Below are 22,568 nucleotides of genomic sequence, written 5' to 3' on the forward strand. Positions count from 1 at the left end.
CCCCCGGCCCGAGCCCGGCGCGCGCGGAGCCCGCCGGCCCCCCGCGGGCAGGACGGGCCCGCCTTCCAGCACCTGGAATCGGGCGCGGGAATAGCACCCGCCGTGGCATGGTTGCCGCAATACACCGAATACCTGTCCGAAGTACCGAGTGAGGGGACGTCCGGCTGTGTCCGCACCGCCCGTGAAGCTACCGCCGCTGGTTGAACCGGCCGATGGGCTCTCCGTCGAAGAAGTCCGCCGCTATTCGCGCCACCTGATCATCCCCGACGTCGCGATGGACGGGCAGAAGCGCCTGAAGAACGCGAAGGTGCTGTGCGTGGGCGCCGGCGGTCTCGGCTCCCCGGCGCTGATGTACCTGGCCGCGGCCGGGGTCGGCACGCTCGGCATCGTCGAGTTCGACACCGTCGACGAGTCCAACCTGCAGCGTCAGATCATCCACGGCCAGTCGGACGTGGGCCGGTCCAAGGCCGAGTCCGCCCGCGACTCCGTGCGCGAGATCAACCCGCTGGTGAACGTCGTGCTGCACGAGGAGCGGCTCGACTCCTCCAACGTGATGGAGCTGTTCGCGCAGTACGACCTGATCGTGGACGGCACCGACAACTTCGCCACCCGCTACCTGGTCAACGACGCCTGCGTGCTGCTGAACAAGCCGTACGTGTGGGGTTCGATCTACCGCTTCGACGGCCAGGCCTCGGTGTTCTGGTCCGAGTACGGGCCCTGCTACCGCTGCCTCTACCCGGAGCCTCCGCCCCCCGGCATGGTCCCGTCCTGCGCCGAGGGCGGCGTCCTCGGCGTGCTGTGCGCCTCCATCGGCTCGATCCAGGTCACCGAGGCGATCAAGGTGCTCACCGGGGTCGGCGAGTCGCTGGTCGGCCGGCTGATGATCTACGACGCCCTGGAGATGAGCTACCGCACGGTCAAGGTCCGCAAGGACCCGGAGTGCGCGGTGTGCGGCAAGAACCCGACGGTCACCGAGCTGATCGACTACGAGGCGTTCTGCGGCGCGGTCTCCGAGGAGGCGCAGGAGGCGGTCAAGGACTCGACCATCACCCCGCGCACGCTCAAGGCGTGGATCGACGAGGGCCAGACCCTCGAGATCATCGACGTGCGCGAGCCGGCCGAGTACGAGATCGTCAACATCGAGCAGGCCACGCTCATCCCGAAGAACGAGTTCCTGATGGGCGACGCGCTCACCAAGCTGCCGCAGGACAAGAAGATCGTGCTGCACTGCAAGTCGGGCGTGCGCTCGGCCGAGGTGCTCGCGCTGGTCAAGGCGGCCGGGTTCACCGACGCCGTGCACCTCGGCGGCGGCATCGTCTCCTGGGTCAACCAGATCGAGCCGAGCAAGCCGATCTACTGATCCCGCGCGTACCCCGCGGTGCGTCAAGGCCCGCGGCACGACCCTCCCGTCGTGCCGCGGGCCTTTCCGCATGCGCGGAGCCGTTGCCCGCGGACCCGTTACGTGTGGATCAGCAGACAGGCGGTCTGCCCGGCGTAGTCGGAGTGCGCGCACATGCTGTCGTCGTTGGGGAAGTTGCGCCCGCCGGAGCCGAACTTGTAGTCCACGAAGTCGATCGCGGCGGGGATCAGGCCATTGAGGGTGTCGTCGGTGTCGTACACGATGACCCAGCCGGCGTCGAGGGTGTCGGCCCAGCCCTGCACCTCGGTGACGTTCAGGCCGCTGCCGAACACCTCGATGCAGACGTCGAACAGGCCCAGGTCCCAGCTGTGGCAGCCGGTGCCGGTGTCCGGGTGGATCACCGCCGCGCCGGTGGCGGCGTCGGTGCCGACGGTGTAGGTGCGCGACCAGGACCCGGAGGCCTTGGTCAGGTCGAGCACGGTCGTGGTGGTGGTCGCGGCCGTGCCCTCGGCGGGGTGCGCGTGGACGGGCGCGGAGACGGCGTGCGCCGCCGAGGCGGCGGTGGCCGCGGGGGCGGTGGCGGCGGACGCGGCCGAGGCCGCGCCCATGGACAGGGCCGCCGCGGCGACAGCCGCGCAGCACACACGGAGGATACGCATGATTCCGGTTCTCCCCTAGGTCGGATTCGTGGGTCGAATTCGCCTTGCCCCAGTCACGCTAGGCAACCGCCGGAACGGGTCAAGCCAATGGCGTAAAGCCGTCTGTCCCACCGTCCGAATGAGCCGGGTTTCGAGCCGGGCGCACGCCCCGGCGCCCACCGTCCACCCAGCTCAGAGCGCTGAGGACGGCTAAAGTAGACCCTTGCGTTGCAGGTGGGTGAAAGTAAGGTAGCCGGGGATGCAGGGCAGATAGGTGCGCAGCATCCGGTAGACCAGCACCGAGGTCACCGCGGTCTCGTTGTCCACGCCCACCAGCCGCAGCGCGCCGGTCATCGCGATCTCCACCGTGCCCACGCCCGAGGGCACCGGGATGAAGGAGCCCGCGGTCTGCGCGGTCAGGAACACCACCGCCGCGGTGGCGTAGCTGATCTCGTGCGGGGACTTGGACGCGGGCGTCATCGCGTGCACCGAGGCCCACAGGCACAGCGCGTTGAACAGCGAGAGCGCCACCGTGCCGCCGAGCGCGATGGTCAGCTTGCGCGGGTTCTGTGCCACGTCGAGCAGCCGCGGGAGCGAGCCCTCGAAGAACGGGGCGAGCCGGCGCCTGGCGAAGTGGCGCAGCGCCGGGACCGCCATCGTCACCATGATCAGGATCGCGATGGCCAGCAGGATCGCGATGACCAGCGTGGAGGAGTCGGACTTGCCCACGTTCTGGCCCGCGATGAAGCTGAAGATCGCGATCAGCGCGATGTGGATGACGAAGGCCACGGCCTGGGACGCGCCGACCGCGCTGACCGCCGCGCCGGTCGGGATGCCGCGCTTCTGCATGTAGCGGGTGTTGAGCGCCACCCCGCCCACCGCGGCCGGGGCGACCAGGGAGACGAAGCCGGCGGCCACCTGCACCAGCAGGTTGTGCACCACCGGCAGCTTCTCCGGGATGAAGCCGGTCAGCACCATCGCGGCGGCCACGTACGTCAGCGCCGAGGCGAGCACCGCCACCAGCAGCCACCAGGGTGAGGCCTCGCTGAACAGCTGCCACAGGTTCTTGCCGCTCTGCGAGCTGGCCGAGGAGAGCTGGAAGAGCAGCACGTAGACGGCGAAGCAGCCGGCCGCCACCGTGAACAGCGTCCGCGGGCTCAGCCGCTCGAGCTTGACCGGCTCCAGGTTCTCCGCGTGCGGGCGCCGCTCCAGGATCTGTTCGCGCAGCCGCTGGAGCAGGTGCTTGGACTTGCGCATGGCGTTGCGGGTGGAGCGGGTGAGCACGACCGGCTGGAGCATTGGCAGCGCCGAGCCGATCCGCTCGTCCCCGAGCACCTGCGCCCCGGTCGCGACCGTGCGCTCCGGGCCCGCCTTGAGCGCGAGCGCGGTCATGGTGTCGGTGATGTCGAGCAGCTGCTGCAGGTCCGCCGCGGCGATCTCGCCGTTGCGCAGCTCGGTCAGCCAGATCTGGCCGTGCTGGTCCACCTGGATCGAGTCCAGGGCCAGGCGGCGGTGCGCCATCTGGGCCCGGCCGAGCGCGGCCACCGTCTCCCAGACCCGGACCAGCAGCGCGTCGGTCACCTTCTCCTTGGGCAGCTGGTCCAGCGGGCAGGCCTGCACCCGCTCGTACGCCAGCAGCGCCGCGTCCGCGTTCAGTTCGCGCACCGCCACCAGCCGCGGGGTGTTGATGCCCGCGTCGCGCAGCGCGTAGGAGATCAGCGCCTCCTGGTCCACGGTGCGCCGCAGCGAGTACAGATTGCGCCGCTGTGCCGGGCCGCGCAGCCGGATGCGCCGGTAGATCCGGTAGAGCAGGCCCACCGCCTGCCGGTCCCGGTCCAGCACGGTCACGTCCAGGAAGGTGCCGTCCTTGCAGCGCACCTCGTAGCGCCGTACGTCGTCGTGCTCGCCCTGCCAGCGGCAGGCCACCGGCACCGCCCCGGTCTCGCGCAGCGCCCGCACCACGACCTGGCCGGTGGGCCGCTCGTTGACCACGCCCCAGGCGTAGCGCCAGGCGAAGGCCACGGCCCGGCCGAGCAGGAAGGTCACGATCAGCCCGACCAGCGCGCTGTCCCCGCTCATCAGGGTGGCGACGGCGTAGATCCAGATGCACACCCAGGTGAAGGTGCGCAGGGTCGGGCGGTCGTTGAAGCCCAGGACGGTCAGGAACGCGATCAGGGTGGCGAGATAGATGTGCAGCGGCGAGGTGGTGCCGGAGTTCACGTGCCGGGTGAGCTCGGTCAGCAGCCAGTTCGGCGCGTACGAGGAGCGGATCCACACGTTGAGCAGGAAGGTCACGCCGTAGGCGAGCGCGGCCGCGATCACCGCGTCGGCCACCCGCCGGCTGTCGCGCCGGGCGAGCCGCTCGACCGCGAGGCCGACCGGGATCACCGCGGTGGTGATGTTGGTGATGACCGTGATGCCGCCGAGCAGGAACGGCGGCGCGAGCTGCACCCCGTTGTGGATGTCGGACTCGAGGCCGGAGGTGGTCTGCACCCCGACCTTGCCCAGGAACAGCATCACGACCATGAGCAGGCCCTCGAACAGCAGCCGCATCAGGTCGGGCTGCCGCCGTATCCGGCGCGGCTCCGGTGGTTCGTCCACCGTCACCGCGTCGCCGCCCGTCTTGTGCGACCCTCCCCCCGGCCGTGGGCCTGGGGCGGAGTCCGTGACGGCCGAGGCCGCAGCCGAAGCCGCGTCCCGCTCCTCGGTGTCCATGACGTCCACTGTGTCCTTTTCGGGTTTTACCATGACGGCGGCCGCGCGCCGTCGCTCCATAGTCGCCTACACGCTCGCTACTGTGCAGCCCGGGGTACACCCGGGGATTACCGCGCTCCGGGCTCCATCGTGCCCGCCCCTGTCCGCCCCTTCATCCACCCAGAGGTTGAAAACCATGACCGGTTCCACCTCCCGGCCGCACGTCGCGCCGTACGTCGAGCGCGTGCTCGCCCTGGTCCGGCGCATCCCGCCCGCCAAGGTCATGACGTACGGCGACATCGCCGAGTTCCTCGAACAGGGCACCGCGCGCCAGGTGGGCGCGGCCATGTCCGGGTACGGCTCGACGGTGCCGTGGTGGCGCGTGGTCAACGCCTCAGGACGCTTGCCCGAGAACCTCCGGGGCGAGGCCGCAGCGCACTACCTCGCCGAGGGTACCCCCTTCGACCTTGTCGGGGAGCGGGTTCGACTCCCCCGGTGCCGCTGGGACGGGTCGGCATAAGCTCAGATATCGGACATTCGATCTCTCAAACCAAGGTAACGGTGCAAGTCGCGGAAAATTGCGCGCCTGTCGGTGGCGTGTGCTGTCATGGTGACCTGACCCGTCGCCCGTGACCGCCCCGAGGACCCCCGTTGCCGCAGACCGCCGCCTACACCCTGGTCGCGCCGCCGAGCGCGTCCGGGCGGGCGCCGCTGCTCGACCCGGCGCAGCGGCGGGTGGTCGAGCACCGGGGCGGGCCGCTGCTGGTGCTGGCCGGCCCGGGCACCGGCAAGACCACCACGCTGGTGGAGGCGGTGCTCGCGCGGCTGTCCGGGCCGCGGGCGGTGCGCCCCGAGCAGATCCTGGTGCTCACCTTCAGCCGGGCCGCGGCCGCCGAGCTGCGCGACCGGATAGCGGGCCGGCTCGGCGAGACCACGGGCGTGCCCGGCGCGACCACGTTCCACTCCTTCTGCTTCGCCCTGCTCGGCCGGTACCGCGATCCGGCGCTGCAGGCCGAGCCGCTGCGGCTGTTGTCCGGTCCCGAGCAGGACGTGGTGATCCGCGAGCTGGTGCGCGGCACCGTGGACGCGGCGGTGGGCTGGGACGGCCCGCGCGCCGCGGCCGACTCCGCCCGCTGGCCGGCCTCGCTGCGCGCGGCGCTGGGCACCCGCGGCTTCGCCGAGGAGTTGCGCGCGGTGCTGCTGCGGGCCCGTGAACAGGGCGTGGGCCCGGACCGGCTGCGCGCGTTCGCCGAGCACGCGGACCGGGACGACTGGCGGGCCGCGGCCCGCTTCTACCGCGAGTATCTGGACGTGGCCGACGCCCGCGGCGTGCTGGACTACGCCGAACTGGTGCATCGCGCGGTACTGCTGGCCGAGAGCGAGCCGGTGCGCGAAGAGCTGCGTTCGGCCTACCGCGTGGTCTTCGTGGACGAATACCAGGACACCGATCCGGCGCAGGTCAGGCTGCTGCGGGCGCTCGCCGGCGGGGGCGGCGAGCTGGTCGTGGTGGGGGATCCGGACCAGTCCGTCTACGGATTCCGCGGTGCGGACCTCGGCGGCATCCTGGAGTTCCCCGACACCTTCCGCACCCGTGCGGGCCGGCCGGCCGGCATCGTCGTGCTCGACACCAGCCGCCGGGCCGGGCCGACGCTGCTGGCCGCGTCCCGCCGGCTCACCCGCCGGATGACGATCGGCCGGCTGCCCGCCGAGTCCGTGCGCGCGCACCGGGAGCTGCGCGCGGCGCCCGAGGCACCCGAGCGCGGCGAGGTGCGCGCGATCACGTATCCGGCCGCGTCGCTCGAGCAGTCCGCCGTCGCCGACCTGCTCCGCCGCGCCCACCTCGAGGACGGCGTGGCCTGGGAGGAGATGGCCGTGCTCGCCCGCACCGGCGCCCAGCTGATCGGGCTGCGCCGGGCGCTGGCGATCGGGAACGTGCCGGTGCAGACGCACGCCGGGGACGTCCCGCTGGCCCGGGAGCCCGCGGTGGCGACGCTGCTGCTCGCGCTGCGCTGCGCCGCCGAGCCGGCCGCGCTCACCCCCGAGCACGCCCGCGCCCTGCTGACCGGACCGCTGGCCGGGCTCGACAGCGGCGACCTGCGCCGGCTCGGCCGGGTGCTGCGGGCCGAGGAGGCCGCGGCCGCGGTGCGCGAGGACGGGACCGCGGCCGCCCTGCCGCGCCCGGCCGAGCAGCTGATCCGCGAGGCCGTCGCCGATCCGGCCGTGCTGGCCGCGCTCGACCCGGCGGTGGGCGGCGCGGCGCGCGACCTGGCCCTGCTGCTGCGGGCCGCCGCGGACGTGCTGGCCCGCGGCGGGGTGGTCGAGGACGCGCTGTGGATCCTGTGGCACGGCACCGAGGCGGCGCCCTCGCGCTGGCCCGGCCGGCTGCGCCGGGCGGTGGACCGCGGCGGCGCGGGCGGACGGCTGGCCGACCGGGACCTCGACGCGGTGATGGCGCTGTTCGCGCAGGCGGCCCGGGCCCAGGAGCGCACCGGGCACGCCGGCATCACCGACTTCATCAGCGGTCTGCAGGCGCAGGACATAGCGGCCGACACGCTGGCCGAGCGGGCCGAGCGCGGCGGCGCGGTGCATCTGATGACGGCTCACGCGGCCAAGGGCCTGCAGTGGCGGCTGGTCGTGGTGGCCGGCGTGCAGGAGGGCCTGTGGCCGGACCTGCGCCGCCGCGGCTCGCTGCTCGACGCCGACCGGATCGGCCCGGACGGGCTGACCGAGCCGCTGACCACCGCGGCGTTGCTGGCCGAGGAGCGCCGGCTGTTCTACGTCGCGGTCACCCGCGCCAGGGAACGGCTCGTGGTCACCGCGGTGCAGGGCGAGGGCGAGGAGGGCGAGACCCCGTCCCGGTTCCTGCGCGAGCTCGTCGGCCCCGAGGCGGTGGAGGCCGGCGGCGTGGTGCGCCACCGGCCGCTGAACCTCTCCGCGCTGCTGGCCGAACTGCGCCGGGCCGCCACCGCGCCGCCCGGCACGATCAGCGAGGAGCTGCGCCAGGCCGCCGTGCTGCGGCTGGCCAGGCTGGCCGCGGCCGAGAACGCGGACGGCGCCCCGCTCGCGCCCGCCGCCGACCCCGGCCGCTGGTGGGGGCTCTACGCGCGCACCGACAACCCCACCCCGGTGGTGCGCCCCGACCTGCCGGTCCCGCTCTCGGCCAGCGCGGTCGAGGCGCTCGAGGCCTGCCCGCTGCGCTGGTTCCTGGAGCGGCAGGCCTCCGCGCAGGAGGCCTCCACCCAGGCGCAGGGCTTCGGCCTGGTCTTCCACGCGCTGGCCGAGGAGGTCGCCACCGGCACCGCCCCGGCGGACGTGGACGTGTTGATGGACCGGCTGGACCGGGTCTGGGACCGGCTGCCTTTCGAGGCCCGCTGGCAGTCCGAGCAGGAGCGCCGGGCCGCGCGCCGCGCCATCGAGCGCTTCCTGGTCTGGCACGAGGGCCGCCAGGACGGGCGCAAGCCGGTCTCGGCCGAGCAGGGCTTCGACACCACGATCCGGGTCGGCGGCGCGGACGTGCGGCTGCACGGGTTCATCGACCGGATCGAGGCGGACGCCGACGGGCGGGTGCACCTGGTCGACTTCAAGACCGGCCGCAGCGCCAAGACCCCGGGCGAGGCCGAGCACAGCGCTCAGCTGGCGGTGTATCAGATGGCCGCAGAGGCGGCCGGGATGGGCGAGGTCGCCGGGGCCGAGCTGGTCTATCCGCGCGAGGAGAGCGCCGGGGACGCCCCGGTCGTGCGCCGTCAGCAGGCGCTGGCCGAGCAGCAGGACCCGGGCTGGGCGCCGAAGCTGCTGGCCGAGGTGGCCGGGACGGTGCTGACCGAGCGCTTCCACGCGGGCGGCGACCAGCAGAAGTCCTGCCTGCACTGCTCCCTGCGCCGCGCCTGCCCGCGCCAGCCCGAGGGCCGGGAGTTGCCGCTTTGAGCCCGGCGCTGCACCGGCCGGACGACCTGCGCGACCTGCTCGGCATCCCGTACACCGAGGAACAGATCGAGGCGATCACCGCGCCGCTCGACCCCGGGGTGATCGTGGCCGGCGCGGGTTCCGGCAAGACCGCCGTGATGGCCGCGCGGGTGGTCTGGCTGGTGGGCACCGGCGCGGTCGGCCCGGCCGAGGTGCTTGGCCTGACCTTCACCAACAAGGCGGCCGGGGAGCTGCGCGAGCGCGTGGCCGCGGGCCTGGCCCGGCTCAGTGGAGACGCGGGGCCGTTCGATCCCGAGGCGTACCCGTCCGACGACGCCGAGGACGAGGGCGAGCCGGTGATCGCCACGTACCACGCGTACGCCGACGCCCTGATCAAGGAGCACGGCCTGCGCCTCGGCCTGGAACCCTCGGCCCGGCTGCTCGCCGACGCCAACCGCTACACCCTGGCCGCGCGCGCGGTGCGCCATGCCGAGGGTCCGTTCGACTTCCTGCGCGGCTCGGTGGCCAATCTGGCCCGGAAGGTGATCGACCTCGACGCGGAGCTGGCCGAGCACGTGGTCGAGCCGGACCGGCTGCGCGGATGGACCGCCGCGTTCACGGCCCGGGCCGAGTCCGAGGGCCTGCGCGAGGGCGGCCGGGCGCCGCGCGGGTACGCCGACTACTGGCGCATCGCCCGGGTCGCGCTGGAGCGGGCCGAGCTGCTCGGCCTGGTGGAGGACTACCGCGCGCTCAAACGGCACGGGGACTTCGTCGACTTCGGCGACCAGATGGCGCTGGGCACCCGGCTGGCCGAGCAGGTGCCGCAGGTCGGGCAGATCGAGCGGGAGAAGTACCGGGTGGTGCTGCTCGACGAGTATCAGGACACGTCGGTGGCACAGCGGCGGATGCTGGCCGGGCTGTTCGGCGGCGGCCACGCGGTCACCGCGGTGGGCGACCCGTGCCAGTCCATCTACGGCTGGCGCGGTGCCTCTCCCTCCAACATCGACCTGTTCCCCGAGCACTTCCCGCGCCGCAGCGGGGCCCCGGCCGCGCAGTACGCGCTGTCCGAGAACCGGCGCAGCGGCAGCCGCCTGCTCGCCTTCGCCAACGAGCGCTCCGGCGGCCTGCGCGAACTGCACTCCGCCGTACGGGAGCTGCGGGCCAGCGCGGACAAACAGGGCCGCGGCCGCGCGGAGGCGGCGTTCCTGGAGACCCAGCCGGAGGAGCTGGCCTGGCTCGGCGAGCGGATCCAGGGCCTGTACGACCAGGTGCGCGGGGACTGGTCCGCGATCGCGGTGCTGGTGCGGGCCGGGAACCAGATCCCGGACATCTACGCCGAGCTGCACGGGCGCGGCGTACCGGTCGAGGTGGTGGGGCTCTCCGGACTGCTGCACCTGCCGGAGATCGCCGACCTGGTCGCCGTGCTCGACGTGCTCGACGACCCGACCGCCAACGCGTCGCTGGTGCGGCTGCTGACCGGCCCGCGCTGGCGCATCGGCCCGCGCGACCTGGCCCTGCTCGGCCGCCGGGCCCGCGACCTGGTGCGCGATCCCGGCGAGGAGCGCCGGGCCGGGCTGGACGAGGCGGTGCTCGGCGCCGATCCGACCGACGTGGTCTCGCTCGCCGACGCGCTGGCCGACCCGGGCGGGCAGCTGCCGTTCAGCCAGGCCGCGCTGGCCAGGTTCGAACGCTGCGCCGTCGAGATCAGGAGGCTGCGACGCTCGCTGGCCGAGCCGGTGGTCGACGTGCTGCACCGGATCCTGCAGGAGACCGGGCTCGAGGTGGAGATCGCGGCCAGCTCGGCGGCTTACCGCCAGCGCTGCGCCGAGACCGTGGGCGCGTTCCTGGCCGTGGCCGGCGGATTCACCGACCTGGAGGGCGAGTCCTCGGTCACCGCCTTCCGCGCGTTCCTCAAGGCGGCCGCGGCGCACGAGCGCGGCCTGGACGTGGACCTGCCCCCGGCCGAGCAGAAGACCGTCAAGATCCTGACGATGCACAAGGCCAAGGGCCTGGAGTGGGAGGTGGTCGCGCTCCCGCACCAGAACGCCGCCCCGGTGCGCACCGACAAGTACACGGCCAACGCCGGCAAGCTCCCGCACGAGCTGCGCGGCGACGGCGACTGGCTGCCGGAGCTCGGCCCCGAGCCGAACACCGCCGCGGCCAAGCGCTTCGACCTGCTCATGCGCGAGCACGCCGGCTACGAGGACCAGCGGGTCGAGTACGTCGCGCTCACCCGGGCCAAGTCGCTGCTGCTGGTCTCCGGCCACGGCTGGGGCAAGACCCAGCGCAAGCCGCGCGAGGCCAACGAGACCCTCGCCGAGCTGCGCGAACGCCTGCTGGCCGACATCGAGTTCGGCCGGGTCGAGACCTGGGCCGCGCCACCCGAGGAGGGCGCGGCCAATCCGCTGCGCGAGGCCCAGGCCGAGGCCGAGTGGCCGGCCCCGCCCGATTCGGCCGCCCGCGCCGCCCGGCTCGGCGCCGCGGCCGCCGTCAGGGGCCTGATGCGGCTGCCGGAGCAGGCCCGGCCCGCGGACGAGCCGATCGAGGACCCGCGCCAGCGGCGCGTCGTCGAGGGCTGGGACACCGACCTCGACGCACTGCTCGAGGAACTGCGCCGGGCCCAGGAGGTGCGCCGGGAGGTGCGGATGCCCGCGTCCCTTTCCGCCACCCGGCTGCTCGAGTACGTCAGGGACCGCGACGCGTTCGCCGAGCGGCTGTTTCGCCCCATGCCCCGCCCGCCGGTGCCCCAGGCCCGCCGCGGCACCGAGTTCCACGCCTGGGTGGAGGACCGCTTCGGCCAGCTCTCCCTGTTCGACGAGGCCGAGCTCGACCTGTTCGGCGACGAGGACGTGCGACCGGACCCGGCGTTCGGCGAGGACCTCGACGAGCTCAAGGCGTCGTTCCTGCGCACCGAGTACGCCGAGCGCCCGCCGCTTCGGGTCGAGGCCCCGTTCCAGCTCGTGCTCGGCGGCCGGATCGTGCGCGGCCGGATCGACGCCGTCTACCGGCTCGACCCCGAGCGCCCCTTCGGCCGCCGCCGCACCAAGCACCCGCTCGACTACGAGGTGGTCGACTGGAAGACCGGCCACGGCCACGGCGCCGACCCGCTCCAGCTCGCGATCTACCGCCTGGCCTGGGCCGAGCTGGCCGGCGTCCCGATCGAGCGGGTCAGCGCCGCGTTCCTCTACGTGCGCACCGGCGAGGTGGCCCGCCCCCGCTCGCTGCCCGGCCGCGCGGCGCTGGAGAAGATCCTGCGCGCTGCGCCGTGACCGCCTGAGCACGCACGGGTGCCCGCCCGTCCCCAACGGTGGAATCCCGCTGCGGGAAAAGCCGGATACCTGGTAGAAACGACGCACAAGCCGGACGAGATCACCGTCACGAGCGAAGGGTGCCCGATGGAGTTCAAGCAGTCGCGAAAGCTGTCCGAGGTCCAGTACGACCTGCGCGGCCCGGTGCTTGTGCGAGCTAAGGAGCTCGAGGCCCAGGGGCACTCGATCCTCAAGCTGAACATCGGCAACCCGGCCCCGTTCGGCTTCGAGTCGCCGGACGAGCTGATCCGCGACATCATCCGGAACCTGCCGGGATCGCACGGGTACGGCGACTCCAAGGGGCTGCCCTCGGCGCGGCGGGCGGTGGCGCAGTCCTACCAGACCCGCGGCCTGCCGATCGTGGACATCGAGGACGTCTATATCGGCAACGGCGTCTCCGAGCTGATCGCGATGGTGCTCAACGGGCTGCTCGACCAAGGCGACGAGGTGCTGGTGCCCGCGCCGGACTACCCGCTGTGGACCGGGGCGACCGCGCTGGCCGGGGGCCGGCCGGTGCACTACCGCTGTGACGAGCAGGCCGGCTGGGCGCCGGACCTGGCCGACATAGAGGCCAAGGTGAGCGACCGCACCAAGGCGATCGTCATCATCAACCCGAACAACCCGACCGGCGCGGTCTACTCGCCCGAGGTCGTCGACGCGCTGGTGGAGATCGCCCGGCGCAACCAGCTGATGGTCCTGTCGGACGAGATCTACGACCGGATCCTGTACGACGCCGCGACCCACCGGCCCACCGCCCTGTCCTGCCCGGACCTGGTCTGCATCACCTTCAACGGCCTGTCCAAGATCTACCGCTCGGCCGGCTACCGGATGGGCTGGATGGTCATCAGCGGCCCCAAGGAGCACGCCCGCGACTTCCTCGAGGGCCTCGAGGTGCTGGCCAACCTGCGCCTGGGCCCGAACGTGCCGGTGCAGCACGCGATCCAGGCCGCGCTCGGCGGCTTCCAGTCGATCGACCAGCTGGTCGAGCCCGGCGGCCGCCTCTACGAGCAGCGCGAGCTGACCTGGCGCATGCTCAACGAGATCCCCGGCGTCTCGTGCACCCGGCCGATGGGCGCGATCTACGCCTTCCCGCGTCTGGACCCCAAGGTCTACCGGATCGAGAACGACGAGCGCTTCGTGATGGACCTGCTCAACGCGGAGAAGACGCTGGTCATGCACGGCACCGCGTTCAACTGGCCGGAGCCGGACCACTTCCGCATCGTCACCCTGCCGCGGGTGGACGACCTCGAGGCGGCCATAGAGGGCCTGGCCAGGTTCCTGTCCACCTACCGGCAGTAGCCGCACGTCAACGCGCGCCTGCCGCGGCCCCGTCCGCCGTGCCCGGTAGCACGGTGGCCGGGGCCGCACCCGTTACGCTGTGGCCCATGGCTCAGATCCGGGAATATGTAACGGACAACGCGGGCGAGTTCTTCGAGGACCTGAAGGATTGGCTGCGCATCCCGTCCATCTCCAGCGACCCCGACCGGGTCGCGGACGTACGCGCCAGCGCCGAGTGGCTGGCCGCGAAGCTTCGCGCCGACGGCTTCCCCGTCGTCGAGGTCTGGGAGACCGGCGGCGGCGCCGGGCTGCCCAGCGTCTTCGCCGAGTGGCCCTCCGGCGACCCGGACGCGCCCACCGTGGCCGTCTACGGACACCACGACGTACAGCCGGTCACCCCGCTCGAACTGTGGCAGACCGGCCCGTTCGAGCCGACCGAGCGCGACGGGCGGATCTACGCGCGCGGCGCCGCGGACGACAAGGGCCAGATCTTCTTCCACACCCTTGGCCTGAAGGCGCACCTGGCCGCCACCGGCCGCACCGCCCCCGCGGTCAACCTCAAGCTGATCGTGGAGGGCGAGGAGGAGAGCGGCTCGCCGCACTTCGCCGCCCTGCTGCGCGAGCACGCCGACCGGCTGGCCTGCGACGTGGTCGTGGTCTCGGACACCGGCATGTGGGCCAAGGACACCCCGACCTCGTGCACCGGCATGCGGGGCCTGATCGCGGCCGAGGTGGACTTCACCGGCCCGCACGGGGACGTGCACTCCGGCTCGTTCGGCGGCGCGATCCCGAACCCGATCACCGAGCTGGTGCGGGTGCTCGCGCAGCTGCACGACGCCGAGCGCAAGGTGACCCTCGCGGGCTTCTACGACGGCATCGTGGAGCTGTCGGAGACCGACCGCGAGCTGATCGCCAAGCTGCCGTTCGACGAGCAGGAGTGGCTCGGCAACGCCAAGTCCACCGCGGCCGTGGGCGAGGCCGGCTACTCCACCCTGGAGCGGGTCTGGGCCCGGCCGACCGCCGAGATCAACGGGATCTACGGCGGCCACACCGGCCCCGGCGGGAAGACGATCGTGCCCTCCGAGGCGCACGCGAAGCTCTCGTTCCGGCTGGTGGCCGGGCAGGAGCCGACCGAGGTGGCCAAGGCCTTCGAGATGTGGATCGCCGAGCGGGTGCCGGCCGGGATCACCGCGGCGGTGCGCTTCGAGGGCGAGGGCGTGCGCCCCTGCCTGACCCCGCTTGACCACCCGGCGCTGCAGTCGGTCAGCCGGGCGCTGGGCCGCGCGTTCGCCGAGGACCCGGCCACGCCGCGGGAGATCCTCTACACCCGCGAGGGCGGTTCGGGCCCCGAGGCCGACCTGCAGGACGTGCTCGGCGCGCCGGTGGTGTTCCTCGGCATCTCGCTGCCGGACGACGGCTGGCACGGGCCGAACGAGAAGGTCGACATGGACCTGCTGCTCAAGGGCGCGGAGGCGGCCGCCCACCTGTGGGCCGACCTGGCCGAGCACGGCCTGGGCTGAGTCCGCACCCGGGCCGGGCGGTCCGCGCATCCGAACCGCCCGGCCCGGGCACAATCCGGCGTGTCGGGAACAAACCGGCGTCGCCGGTAGTTGTCTCGTCGGGCCCAAGATCGTGATGGGTGCGGGCCCGGGATGGGCGAGACGTGAACAATGGACGCATGACAAGACCAGGGGGAGGCGGCATGGCGGATCCGCGCGATGTGCTGACCGGGCCGTTGGGCCGGCTGGCGTTGGCCCGGTCCAGTGTGGACCGGCAGGCAGAGCTGCGGCTCGACGAACCGGCCCTGGCCGCGGCCTGGTCGAACCCGGACACGCAGGTGCTCGTGGTGAGCGAGGGCCGGGCACTGGTGGTCGACGAGCTCGACCCCGCCGGCGACGAGGGCCCGCTGGCCCGGCTGGTGCTGCTGCCCTCGCTGGACGCGCCGGAGGGCGAGCGCTTCTTCCTCGGCCGGGACGAGCGCGGCGTGGCCTATTTCGCCGTGCCCGCCGAGGCTCTGCCGGGCCGTCAGGACGGCGACGCGCGCCCGGGCTCGCTGCGCGAGGTCGGCCTGCTGCTCTCCGATCGCGACGCCGGCCTGCTCACCCACGCCGTGGCGCTGGAGTACTGGCACCGCAGTCACCGCTTCTGCTCGCGCTGCGGCCACCGCACCCAGCCGGCCGCGGCCGGCCACGTGCGCCGCTGTGCCCAGTGCGGCACCGAGCACTACCCGCGCACCGACCCCGCGGTGATCATGGCGGTGACGGACCGGGAGGACCGGCTGCTGCTCGGCCGCCAGTCGGCCTGGGACCCGCACCGCTTCTCCGTGCTGGCCGGCTTCGTCGAGCCGGGCGAGTCGCTCGAGGCGGCCGTCGCCCGCGAGGTGCACGAGGAGGCGGGGCTGACCGTCACCGAGGTCGAGTACCTCGGCAGCCAGCCCTGGCCGTTCCCGTGCAGCCTGATGCTGGGCTTCCGCGCGGTGGTCGACGACCCGGAGGCGGTGCGCGCGGACGGGGACGAGCTGCAGGAGGTGCGCTGGTTCAGCCGCGCCGAGCTCGCCGCGGCCATCGCGGCCGGCGAGGTGGTGCCCTCGGGCCGGATCTCCATCGCCCGCTCGCTGATCGAGCACTGGTTCGGCGCGGACTGGGTGACCCCGCCCGGAGAGTGAGCACGCGCCGGATTTTCGTCGCGGGGCGCTGCGGCGGACACCGGCCCACGGGTGTCCGACGGCGCGCCCCGCGACGGGATCCGGGGCCGACGCGGGGTCAGCGGGTGGCGTAGAGCCTGCGGCCGGTGGTCGGCTCGAAGTAGTGGATCTCGCTCGGGTCCACCGAGATGCCCACCGCCGTGCCCGGATTCGGGGCCCGGCCGGGTTCGCAGCGTACGATCACGTCGCGGCGGCGGTCGCCCAGGCCCGCGTTGCAGTGCGCGTAGGTGACGTAGCCCAGGTTCTCCACCTGCTCCACGTGCGCGAACAGGCCCTTGCCGGGCGGGGCCAGCCTGACCTTGTCCGGGCGGAAGCCCACCGTGACCTCGGGTCCGGCCAGCTCGGAGACCATCCGCCGGCCGATCGGCAGCTCCACCACGTCCACGTCGCCGAGCAGCGCCCAGTCGTGCTCGACCCGGGCCGAGAGCAGGTTCATCGGCGGGGAGCCGACGAAGCCGGCCACGTAGGCGTTCGACGGGTTGTCATACAGCACCCGCGGGGAGTCGCACTGGAGCAGGATGCCGTCGCGCAGCACCGCGATCCGATCGCCCATGGTCATGGCCTCGGTCTGATCGTGCGTCACGTACAGCATCGTGGTGCCCAGACGCCGCTGCAGGTTCGAGATCTGCCCGCGCACCTCGGCCCGCAGCTTGGCGTCGAGCGCGCCGAGCGGCTCGTCCATCAGGTAGACCTGCGGCTCGCGCATCATGGCCCGGCCCATCGCGACGCGCTGCTGCTCGCCGCCGGAGAGCGTGCGCGGGAGGCGTTCGAGGGTCGGGGTGAGGTCGAGCTGCGCGGCCATCCGGCGGACCCGGCGGGCCACGGCGGAGTGCGGGGCGCCGGTCAGGGTGAGCCGGAACCCGAGGTTCTCGGCCACGGTCATCTGCGGGTAGAGCGCGTAACTCTGGAAGACCATGGCGATGTCGCGCTCGCCCGGTTCCAGATCGGTCACGTCTCTGCCGTCGATGTGTATCGAGCCCGATTCCACCGTCTCGAGCCCGGCGAGCATCCGCAGCGCCGTGGTCTTACCGCTGCCGCTGGCTCCGAGCAGCACCATGAACTCGCCCGATTCCACGGACAGGTTCAGCTTGTCCACGGCGGGCTTGCGGTTGCCCGGATAACGGTGGGAAGCCTCCACGTATTCGACACTGGCCACGAGTTTCCATCCCATTGCCCACAAGCGGTACGTACGACGATGTGCGTGGTGCGTGTGCGGTGCTTTGGTGCTGGTGGTTCCAGGCGTGCGCGGGTCATCGCGCGAGGTGCCGGTGTCAGGCCGCGACTTCTGAAGGGTTCGGACATTGAGGTGCGACCTGGCGTGAGCACAGAGTTAAGCACACTGGACGGCTCTACGTCTTGCCCTGTCCACGGAGAGTTCCGCGAGCGGTCAGGCCGTCACGTCTACCGGGGTCGGCAGGGTACTGACGTGCACGGCGCGTTCGACGTGTTCGAGGCGCCGCAGACATCCGCGACGCTGCATGCCGCAGGCCCCGAGCACGACGGTGCCGAGCGCGAGCCAGCCGACCGGCCCGGTGGTCAGGACGGCGCCGGTCAGCACCAGCGGGCCGAGGCTCTTCTGCGTGGACTGCGACATTCCGGCCACGCCGAGGTAGGCCGCGCGGGCCGAACTCGGGGCGAGGGAGACGGCCAGTTCCCAGGAGCTGACCGAGCGCATGAGTTCGGCGAGCGTCACCAGCAGCGCCGCCGCGATCAGCAGTAGCGAACTGAGCCAGGGCCCGCAGAACGGTGCCAGCGCGAGCGTGCCGCAGCAGGCGAGCAGTGCCACGCCGTAGCGCCGGACCGCGGTGGTCGCCTCGCGCGGCCCGCGGGTGGCGGCCGAGACGCGCATCTGCAGTACGACCACGAGCACGGTGTTGACGATCAGGAAGACGGGGACGAGCGCGTGCGGCGCGGACGTGCGGGTGAGCAGCCACAGCGGCAGGCCGACGTTGAGGATCGAGTCGTCGAGGGACATGAAGACGTCGAGGAAGACGAATCGGAGATAGCCGCGGTCCCGCCAGGGCGAGGTGGCGGCCGGGGCTTCGAGCCCTGAGGCGCCGGCGCTCGCGCGCTTGGCGGCCGCGGGCACGACCGAGGCGGGGATCCGGCGCACCTGCACGGCGGCGGCGACGAAGGAGAGCGCGTCGAGGAGGATCAGCACGCGATAGGCGTCACGGGTGCCGACGGTCAGGGCGAGCGCGGCGATGCCGGCGCCGAGCGCGTACGCGGCGTTGGCGACACTGCGGAACAGGCCCTGGTAGGTGGCCCGGTCGGGCCCGGCGACCTCGGCGGCGAAGAGCATCTCGAGCATCCGCGCGGCCCGGTCGCCGAAGAGCGTGACCGCGACGGCCGGGAGCAGCACGGCGAAGGAGGTGCTGGAGAGGATGACCAGCAGCGCGCACAGCCGCAGCAGGTGGGCGCCGATCAGCACCGTGCGCGCGGGGATGTGCGCGGCCAGCCGTCCGGCGACCGGCGATCCGAACACGCCGACCGCGGCGGCGAGGCCGAGCATCACCCCGACGCGCTGGGCGTCGAGACCGGCCTCGACGGTGAAGTAGAGCACCGCGGCCGAGTTCCACACGCCGGAGCCGGTGCGGTCGATGAACTGCGCGGTGAGCATGCGCCGCGCGACCGTGCCCCCGGGCGGGTTGCGCAGTTGCGTCCACAGCCCGTCGCGCGTGCGGCTCATGCGCCCGCCTCCCCTAAAGTCTCTTGATGTCGAGATGAATGCCCGGGGCAGAAGTCTGCCGGGTATTCATCTCGACATCAAGAGACTTTAGGTCGAGAAACTTTGCCGGGCGACCGCCCGGTGCTCAGGCCGCGGCGGCCTTGACCTGCGCCAGCGACGGGTTGGTCATGACCGACTGCTTGCCGCCCGCGCCGACCACCACGACCGTCGGGACGGTCTGGTTGCCACCGTTGACGCTCATCACGTAGTCGGCCGCCTCGGGCTTCTGCTCGATGTCGATCTCGGCGAACTCGATGCCCTCGCGGCTGAGCTGGCTCTTGAGCCGCTTGCAGTAGCCGCACCAAGGGGTCGAGTACATGGTGATCTGGGCCGTCATCTTCGGGACACACTCCTCGCCGGGTCGGGAAAGCCGCAGGATACAACGGCGTGTGTGGCGCGATTCTTCCCGTACGCCCACGACTGTCGGACCCGCCTGGAAGAATCGGGGCATGACTGATCCCGACGAGCTGCTGTCCGGACTGGACCGTGAGCAGCGCGAGGTCGCGCGCGCGCTGCACGGTCCGGTCTGCGTACTCGCGGGCGCCGGGACCGGCAAGACCAGGGCGATCACCCACCGCATCGCGTACGGGGTGGCCGCGGGGGTCTACCAGCCCTCCCAGGTGCTCGCCGTCACCTTCACCGCCCGCGCGGCGGGGGAGATGCGCGGGCGGCTGCGCGGCCTCGGGGCCGGCGCGGTGCAGGCGCGCACGTTCCACTCCGCCGCGCTGCGGCAGCTGCAGTACTTCTGGCCGCAGACGGTCGGCGGCCCGCCGCCGCGGATCGCCGAGTCCAAGATCCCGCTGGTGGCCGAGGCCGCCTCGGCCTGCCGGATCAAGACCGACCGCACCGCGCTGCGCGACCTGGCCTCCGAGATCGAGTGGTGCAAGTCCACCCAGACCGCGCCGGACGACTACGCCGCCGCGGTGGCCAAGGCGCAGCGGGTGCCGCCGCGCGAGCCGACCGAGGTCAGCCGGGTCTACGCGGCCTACGAACAGCACAAGCGGGAACGCGGCTTCATCGACTTCGAGGACGTGCTGCTGCTGACCATCGGCGTGCTCGAGTCCCGGCCGGAGATCGTCGACCGGGTGCGCTCGCAGTACCGGCACTTCGTGGTGGACGAGTACCAGGACGTCAACCCGCTCCAGCAGCGGCTGCTCGAGCAGTGGCTCGGCCAGCGCGAGTCGCTGTGCGTGGTGGGCGACGCAAGCCAGACCATCTACTCCTTCACCGGCGCGAGCCCCGAGTACCTGTTGGGCTTCCCGGAGCGCCACGCCGACGCGACCGTGATCCGGCTGGTGCGCGACTACCGCTCCACCCCGCAGGTGGTGGGCGTGGCCAACGCGCTGCTCGGCGCGATCCCGCAGGACACCCCGTCCGGGCGCCGCGCGGCGCGGGCCAGGCTCGAGCTGGTGGCCCAGCGCCCGCCCGGCCCGGCCGTGCGCTACACCGAGTTCCCGGACGAGGCGGCCGAGGCCGAGGGCGTGGCCGAGAGCATCAAGGGGCTGATCGATTCCGGGGTGCGCCCGGCCGAGATCGCGGTGCTGTTCCGGATCAACGCGCAGTCCGAGGTCTACGAGCAGGCGCTGGCCGACCGCGGCCTGCCCTACGTGGTGCGCGGGATCGAGCGCTTCTTCGACCGGCCCGAGGTGCGCCAGTCGGTGCTGTTCATGCGCGGCGCCGCGCGCGGATCCGAGGGCGCGGAGTCGACCGGGGTGCAGCTCGGCGCGGGCGCCGACGGGGAGTCGGGCGGCCTGGCCGCGGCCGTGCGGGCGGTGCTCTCCGGCAACGGCTGGACGCCCACCGCTCCGGCCGGCTCCGGCCGGGCCCGCGAGGTCTGGGAGTCGCTGGCCGCGCTGGCCGCCCTGGCCGAGGAGTACCAGAACACGCATCCGCGGGCGGGCCTGCCCGAGTTCGTGCACGAACTCGAGGAGCGGGCCGCGCTGCAGCACGCGCCCGTGGTCGACGGCGTCACGCTCGCCTCGCTGCACTCGGCCAAGGGCCTCGAGTGGGACGCGGTGCACCTGGTCGGCCTGACGGAGGGTCTGCTCCCGATCACCTACGCGGAGACGGACGAGCAGGTCGAGGAGGAGCGCCGGCTGCTGTACGTCGGGGTCACCCGGGCCCGCGAGCACCTGGCGCTGTCCTGGGCGCTGGCCCGCGCACCGGGCGGCCGGGCCTCGCGTCGGCCCTCCCGGTTCCTCGACGCGGTCAAGGAGGCGCAGCAGGCGCGGGCCGAGAGCGCCGGCGGCGGAGTGCTGCGGCGCGGTTCCGGCCGGCCCGGGCAGGAGCAGGTCAAGTCCAAGCGCTCGGGCCCGGTGCGCTGCCGGGTGTGCGGCAAGGCCCTGATCGAGGCGGTGGACCGCAAGCTCGGACGCTGCGCCGACTGTCCGTCAGACCTGGACCAGGCCCTCTACCAGCGGCTGCGCGAGTGGCGGGCGGAGCAGGCCACGGCCCAGTCGCTGCCCGCCTACTGCGTCTTCACCGACGCCACTCTCACCGCGATCGCCGAGGGCAGGCCGGCCGACCGCGGCGCGCTGGCCCGGATCCCCGGGGTGGGCACGGCCAAGCTCGACCGATACGCCGCCGAGGTGCTGACCATCCTCGGATCCCCGAGCGGCTCGAGCAGCCCGAGCGGCGATACGGGCGGCGATGCGGGCGAGGAGTCGCAGCTGCCGCCCGAATCCGAGGAGCCCGCGCAGGACGACACGCAGGACCGATAGCCCGAGCCGCGCGCCCGCTCAGCCGAGGCCGCAGGCCTTGGAGATGAGCGGCTGCACGGACGAGGTGTAACTCTGCATCGACACGAGCCGGCCGTCGAGCAGGAACATCAGGTTGAACAGGATGTTCTCGTCCGCCGGGGTGCTCGAACCGGGGCAGTGCGTGATCTGCACCTGGAAGCCGAGCGTGACCTTGCCGCCGGGCGTCACCGTGCCGGAGACCGGCGCGGTGGCGCTGAGCGTGTCCGGCAGCACGAGGCCGGGCGCCTCCGGGATCGTGCTGAACTCGGCGTCCGCGTGGTAGTCCAGCGCGACGTCGGCGACCGAGGTCGCGGTCAGGCTCACCGTGATGACGTGCGTGGCCGGGTCGGCCGTGGCCCGCGGGCCCGCGACGTTCGCGACGTTCTCGCCCTGCTGCGTGCAGATCCGGGCGGCCGTGGTGTTCAGGCCGGTCTCCGGATAGATCGTCTCATCGCCGACCCGGCCGCCCGCGGCGCGGGCGCGTACCACCAGAGCGCCCAGGTGCACCCGTGTGCTCTGCGGCGCGGTGCCGCCGAAGTCGAACTGGCTGCCGCCGGTGCCGGTCTGGGATCCGTCGCCGCCGGGGGAGACCACGGACAGGCCGCCGAGCTGGCCCGGGCCGGTGATCTGGAAGCCGCCGCTCGGCGAGGTCTGATTCGGTTCGGCCGTGAGCACCAGGAGCGCGGAGTCCAGTTCGGTGGTGCAGTCCGCCGTCACCACGCCGGCCAGTTCCCCGGTGCCCCCGGGCGGGACGGCCGCGTTCCCGACCGGCTTGAACGCGGTGACCCCGGCCAGCCCCGCCTCGGTCAGCTCGCCGTCCATCAGGGTGACGGTGTCCGGGCCCTTGTTCACCACCGGCACCAGCACCTGCTCGGTCGGATGCGCGTGCCAGGTCGTGACGAAGGCCAGCTGGGTCAGGTTCGGGATGAACGGCGCCGCGGAGGCCGCGGTGAGCTTGAGCGTGTCCGCCACCCGCACGTCGGTCTGGTGCCGGTGGTACGCGGTGCTCCCGGCGGCGCCGAGCGAGCCGAGCATCAAGGCGAGCGAGAGGACCGAGGCCAGCAGCCGGCCGCGCGCGGCGTGCGGGGGCAGCCGGCGCGGATCGCGCCCGCCCTGCACCCCGTCCTCGCCGGCCGACTCCTCGAGCCAGTCGATCGCGTCCCCGTCCTCGTCCAGGTCGAGGAATTCCACTCCGTCGTCGAACTGTGCGGTCACGG

Annotated in this window: 14 protein-coding genes; 8 read left to right on the forward strand and 6 right to left on the reverse strand. The window is 73.0% G+C overall.

Going from position 1 to position 22,568, the window contains the following annotated elements; translation table 11 throughout:
* The first annotated feature begins 181 nt into the window (after positions 1 to 181).
* A complete protein-coding gene (moeZ, locus tag KDL01_RS07855; protein WP_212527697.1) occupies positions 182 to 1,360 on the forward strand; it encodes an adenylyltransferase/sulfurtransferase MoeZ in 1,179 nt (392 codons plus the stop codon).
* A gap of 98 nt (positions 1,361 to 1,458) precedes the next feature.
* Here the strand turns inward: moeZ and KDL01_RS07860 are convergent, their stop codons facing one another.
* Positions 1,459 to 2,019: a hypothetical protein gene (locus KDL01_RS07860; RefSeq protein ID WP_212527698.1), complete on the reverse strand. Its 561-nt coding sequence runs from the start codon at positions 2,017 to 2,019 to the stop codon at positions 1,459 to 1,461.
* 189 nt (positions 2,020 to 2,208) lie between these two features.
* On the reverse strand, positions 2,209 to 4,713 hold the full coding sequence (locus tag KDL01_RS07865; protein ID WP_212527699.1) for a lysylphosphatidylglycerol synthase transmembrane domain-containing protein: 2,505 nt from the start codon (positions 4,711 to 4,713) through the stop codon (positions 2,209 to 2,211).
* 175 nt (positions 4,714 to 4,888) lie between these two features.
* Between KDL01_RS07865 and KDL01_RS07870 the strand changes: the two genes are divergently transcribed.
* The 6 genes from KDL01_RS07870 (at position 4,889) to nudC (ending at position 15,846) form a co-directional block, all read left to right on the forward strand.
* Positions 4,889 to 5,212 (forward strand): MGMT family protein, encoded by a 324-nt coding sequence (locus tag KDL01_RS07870; RefSeq protein ID WP_212527700.1) that lies wholly within the window; start codon positions 4,889 to 4,891, stop codon positions 5,210 to 5,212.
* 131 nt (positions 5,213 to 5,343) lie between these two features.
* Entirely contained in the window at positions 5,344 to 8,616 is a 3,273-nt protein-coding gene (locus tag KDL01_RS07875; protein ID WP_212527701.1) for an ATP-dependent helicase, read from the forward strand.
* Positions 8,613 to 11,864, forward strand: coding sequence for an ATP-dependent helicase (locus KDL01_RS07880; protein WP_246576117.1), 3,252 nt, complete (start codon positions 8,613 to 8,615; stop codon positions 11,862 to 11,864). The genes KDL01_RS07875 and KDL01_RS07880 overlap by 4 nt, the downstream gene beginning before the upstream one ends.
* A gap of 126 nt (positions 11,865 to 11,990) precedes the next feature.
* Complete coding sequence (locus KDL01_RS07885) at positions 11,991 to 13,202, forward strand: pyridoxal phosphate-dependent aminotransferase (protein WP_212527702.1); 1,212 nt, start codon at positions 11,991 to 11,993, stop codon at positions 13,200 to 13,202.
* An 86-nt stretch (positions 13,203 to 13,288) separates the two neighbouring features.
* The gene (locus KDL01_RS07890; protein WP_212527703.1) at positions 13,289 to 14,701 is read left to right on the forward strand and encodes a dipeptidase; all 1,413 of its coding nucleotides are present in this window, start codon (positions 13,289 to 13,291) and stop codon (positions 14,699 to 14,701) included.
* 182 nt (positions 14,702 to 14,883) lie between these two features.
* Positions 14,884 to 15,846 (forward strand): NAD(+) diphosphatase, encoded by a 963-nt coding sequence (gene nudC, locus KDL01_RS07895; protein WP_212527704.1) that lies wholly within the window; start codon positions 14,884 to 14,886, stop codon positions 15,844 to 15,846.
* Positions 15,847 to 15,943: 97 nt separating this feature from the next.
* Here nudC and KDL01_RS07900 read toward each other — a convergent pair whose 3' ends face one another.
* The 3 genes from KDL01_RS07900 to KDL01_RS07910 form a co-directional block, all read right to left on the reverse strand.
* Complete coding sequence (locus tag KDL01_RS07900) at positions 15,944 to 17,041, reverse strand: ABC transporter ATP-binding protein (RefSeq protein ID WP_212527705.1); 1,098 nt, start codon at positions 17,039 to 17,041, stop codon at positions 15,944 to 15,946.
* 231 nt (positions 17,042 to 17,272) lie between these two features.
* A complete protein-coding gene (locus KDL01_RS07905; protein ID WP_212527706.1) occupies positions 17,273 to 18,574 on the reverse strand; it encodes an MFS transporter in 1,302 nt (433 codons plus the stop codon).
* Between the two features lie 124 nt (positions 18,575 to 18,698).
* The gene (locus tag KDL01_RS07910) at positions 18,699 to 18,950 is read right to left on the reverse strand and encodes a mycoredoxin (RefSeq protein ID WP_212527707.1); all 252 of its coding nucleotides are present in this window, start codon (positions 18,948 to 18,950) and stop codon (positions 18,699 to 18,701) included.
* Positions 18,951 to 19,062: 112 nt separating this feature from the next.
* Here KDL01_RS07910 and KDL01_RS07915 point away from each other — a divergent pair, with 112 nt between their 5' ends.
* Positions 19,063 to 21,333, forward strand: coding sequence for an ATP-dependent DNA helicase UvrD2 (locus tag KDL01_RS07915; RefSeq protein WP_212527708.1), 2,271 nt, complete (start codon positions 19,063 to 19,065; stop codon positions 21,331 to 21,333).
* 18 nt (positions 21,334 to 21,351) lie between these two features.
* Here the strand turns inward: KDL01_RS07915 and KDL01_RS07920 are convergent, their stop codons facing one another.
* Positions 21,352 to 22,566 (reverse strand): hypothetical protein, encoded by a 1,215-nt coding sequence (locus tag KDL01_RS07920; RefSeq protein ID WP_212527709.1) that lies wholly within the window; start codon positions 22,564 to 22,566, stop codon positions 21,352 to 21,354.
* Positions 22,567 to 22,568: the final 2 nt, after the last annotated feature.

This window comes from Actinospica durhamensis (assembly GCF_018139695.1).
GTDB classification, from domain to species: domain Bacteria; phylum Actinomycetota; class Actinomycetes; order Streptomycetales; family Catenulisporaceae; genus Actinospica; species Actinospica durhamensis.